General features: G+C 57.0%; 2 protein-coding genes and 3 pseudogenes. 2 read left to right on the top strand and 3 right to left on the bottom strand.

Features of this window, described 5'->3' with window-relative positions:
• The first annotated feature begins 70 nt into the window (after positions 1–70).
• Positions 71–676 carry a tyrosine-type recombinase/integrase gene (locus tag IAG25_RS40890; protein ID WP_255504352.1) on the top strand — a complete coding sequence of 202 codons (606 nt, stop codon included), beginning with the start codon at positions 71–73 and terminating at the stop codon, positions 674–676.
• Between the two features lie 123 nt (positions 677–799).
• Here IAG25_RS40890 and IAG25_RS40885 read toward each other — a convergent pair.
• A pseudogene (locus IAG25_RS40885) lies at positions 800–1,238 on the bottom strand (IS66 family transposase); the annotation flags it as partial.
• A 126-nt stretch (positions 1,239–1,364) separates the two neighbouring features.
• Here IAG25_RS40885 and IAG25_RS40880 point away from each other — a divergent pair.
• Positions 1,365–2,008 (top strand): annotated as a pseudogene (locus IAG25_RS40880) (transposase); the annotation flags it as partial.
• Between the two features lie 39 nt (positions 2,009–2,047).
• On the opposite strand, the pseudogene tnpA reads toward IAG25_RS40880, so the two are convergent.
• Together tnpA and IAG25_RS40870 are read right to left on the bottom strand one after the other, a co-directional pair.
• Positions 2,048–2,479 (bottom strand): annotated as a pseudogene (tnpA, locus tag IAG25_RS42580) (IS66-like element accessory protein TnpA); the annotation flags it as partial.
• A gap of 351 nt (positions 2,480–2,830) precedes the next feature.
• A partial coding sequence (locus IAG25_RS40870; protein WP_187609863.1) for an F-box protein occupies positions 2,831–3,521 on the bottom strand: 691 nt, incomplete at its 5' end.

The raw sequence follows: 3,521 nt of genomic DNA, 5'->3' as shown, positions 1-3,521 counted from the left end.
CGACTACCCGGCTTCTTCTCTGAGAACTCTGACAAAGTGGTGTCCATCAAATCGAAAGTGATGGACATCATTGTGCTGCGTACTGAGGTCACCCCCTACAACGGTCGAGACGAGCCGCTTACACCGAACGCTGCTTCTAGTAGCGGTTCAAACGGGTCTGCGCAATAGTGAATTGACCGCACTCCCGCGTCAGGATGTGACGCTCGGCACAGGCGCCCACGTTCGTTGCCTCGGCAAAGGCAGAAAGATGAGATGCACTCCGCTGCGACCGGATGTAGTTGCCGTCCTGAAACAGTGGCAGCTGTATCAACCAGGCGAACCAGGCGATCCGGTCTTCCCCAGTTCGCGCGGTGGTCATCTCAGTGCCGATGCTCTTCAGCAACTCGTGTCGCGCAACGCCGAAATCGCGCGCCTCTCGTGCCCCTCGCTGAAGAAAAAATCAATAACGCCTCATACGCTTCGGCACACGGCCGCGATGAGCCTGATGCATCACGGCGTCGACCTGACCGTGATCGCACTCTGGCTCGGGCACGAGTCCTCCGAGACTACTCAGATCTATTTGCACGCCGACATGCAGCTCAAGGAACGCGCGCTCGCGCACTCAACGGCGAGTGGTGTTGCACCGACACGCTACAAACCTCCAGATCCGTTGCTCGCCTTCCTGGAGGCCCTCTGATAATGCCGACAACCGGAGCGACCGGGAACAGAGATCCGCCAACCGTTGGGTCCGTGGATGCATGACGCGGCATAATCGGGGAGTCGGCATAACCTGCTTCATGCCGCTAGCGGCATGAAGCAGGTTGTTCGAGATGGGCCACGCTCCGTTGCCGACGTAGCGAACCAGCTTGGGCCACTGGCCTCGCAGATATCGAAGCGCTTTGCCGAACGCGCTTTGCGGCAACACCGTATTCAGATGACGCGATAGCAGCGCCTCGATCTGATCAAGAACTGGCTGACTTCTGGCCTGTCTGAGTTGCTGGCGCTGCTCCGGCGACATGTGTTCGGATCGTGCCTCAACGGCAAACAACTGGCCGATCAGGCGAATGAATTCGCTCACCGGATGATTGCCGCCGCGCTGTACCTGCGGGAGATCCTCTTCGGCCTCTCAGGTAACGTCGCGCGTGCGCCCAACATCCGAGGTGCACCAGCTGCTTTGTTCGGGCGATTTCGTTGTACGGCTCGTAGCCGTCGCTCATCAATACCGCTCCGGGTTTGATGCCTGCATAGAGCACGGCTGTTGATGCGCACGCAAAACTGACCCACTGGGGGTGTGGACAAAATCTTGGACTACCTGGAGGTAGTCCGTGTACTCATACGAAGACCGCATTCAAGCAGTTCGGCTGTATCTGAAGTAGGGCAAGCGGATCAAGGCAACAATTAAGCAACTGGGTTACCCGACAAAGAATTCGCTGAAGACCTGGCATCGCGAATACGAAGAGTGTCATGATTTGCGCGCCGGCTATGTTCGTGTTGTGCCAAGGTATTCAGCCGAACAGAAGCGGATTGCCTTCGATCACTTTCTGAGCCATGACCGATGTGCCGCTGCAACCTTGAAGGCTTTGGGCTATCCGAGTCGTGGAACGTTTGCCAAATGGATTGAAGAATTGTGCCCCGAGATCGGAAAACGTAGTGTCGGCAGGGCCACTGGCAGCGTTCCGAAATCGCACGAGGCCAGGCAGGCGGCCGTCATTGAACTGTGCACCAGAGAGGAAAGCGGCAGCGTCGTTGCCCGGAGGGCGGGCGTGAGCAGGCCTCTGCTGTACAACTGGAAGAACCAGTTACTCGGTCAGGAGGTTCCAGCATCCATGAGACGCCAGAAGAAGCCAGCACCGAACCTTGAGCGTGCGGAGCTGGAACAGCAGGTCGAATCGCTTCGACGTGACATCCGGAAGCTCGAGCTCGAGCGCGACATCCTCAAGACGGCGAACGAACTGATAAAAAAGAGATGGGCGGCAACCCGCAACTCCTGAGCAACCGGGAGAAGACGATGCTGGTTGACGCCCTGAAGCCGTCCAGGCGGAACATCGCACCGTCCTAGCGTCTCGATCATGGCCGATAGCAACGGCGAGTCATTGCCGCTGCATTCAAACCGGAGTGTGACGCCGTTGGGCATCTGCACCATCAACCGCGCCGAAGTGGGCGACGACGTCCTTGCTGCGGGGGTGTGGCGGTGTGCCTTCGCGGATGCGGGCGCGACCACCGCTTCGTGACTATCGACTTCGACTACCGGAACGAAAGCTGTGCCAGTCGGCGCCGGCTTTAGGGACGTGCCAGCCAGTCGCTGATGATGCAGCTTGATCCCCTTGCGCAGCAAGTTGGCGTTGACTCCATGCTTGAGTGCGAGTCCGGCGACTGAAGCACCCGACTCAAGACACGCTTCCACCAACTTCTGTTTGGTTTGCCGGTCATATCTGCGCTTGCCGTCCCGACCAACGTTGACGACCTTCAGCCCAGTCGTTTCTGAGTGCTCTTCTGTCATGAAAGATGTCCACTGAATCGAAACAGTGGACATGGCCTGCACGCTCAGATCAAAGAGTTCCAGACGTCCATTTCTGCGCGCTACGAGCGACGCGCCGGTAGCCATCACGCCTACATCTTCGGTCGAACCGGAGGCGGCGAAGCCAACCAGGACCATCGGCACGATTGAAGTTCGAATTGGTCGGGCGGTGATCAAGGTCGATGGTGTGGTTGACGCCGAAACGAAAGATCAGCCCCGACATATTGTTCCCGTCCTGCCTGCCTCCATACTGGACGCAGGCATCTTAAACGCGTTGTGCAGAGCTTCCTTAACTGTAGCTTGCTCAGTTCACTGCATCTGCACCCCAAAAAATTAACCAAAAGGGTTTGTTATACGGTTCATATTATTAAGCTTAGCGAATTGATTGCCCCGCGCGTCCTGCAGAGCGGTGCGCGGTTTCACGCGGTCAGCTTCATTGAGTTGCACAATCGCAATTTCGAGAGGAACGACATATTTTTCTAAGAAGACTTGAATGCACTCTATAGCCTTCGGCATCTTTTGTATGAGCGCAGAATCGGAGACTGCGCGCCAGTTCGGAGCAAGGAGCATGGGCACTCTGCGAGCCAGCGCAGTCAGGGGCTCTTGCCGGTAACCGGGCGGCAGCTTCTGGATGTCATCGAGGAGTGTCGTGAATTCTTCTGGACTGCTTATGTCCGCTGCCCGCCCCTCCAACGCTTTAGCCTTATCCACTTCAGAAGCATCGAAAGTCGAATGCTTCTTGTCGACGCAGCGCATCGCACCCAGGTCTCGATACGGCAGATAGCTCTGAATCTGCCGTATCATTTCGTCCGGTAATTCAGTCTGGGTTGACAAGCTATCCTGCGTACTTGCATACTCCGACTGCACGGTTTTTGATGCCTGTGAGTTCAGTCTAGTCACGGCAGCCTGAATCTCCCAATCAAGCTCCTCTGGATCAAGATGGCGTGCTTCATTAATCGCTGTCGCGACCAGTGAGGAAACGAGCTGCTCGCCTCCGCCGGGCAGGTCTTTGAGCCCATAGCCG

Source organism: Caballeronia sp. EK, from assembly GCF_014384845.1.
GTDB lineage: Bacteria > Pseudomonadota > Gammaproteobacteria > Burkholderiales > Burkholderiaceae > Caballeronia > Caballeronia jiangsuensis.
The sequence above is the reverse complement of the archived record's forward strand: the minus strand, read 5'-3'. Positions and strand labels throughout refer to the sequence as shown.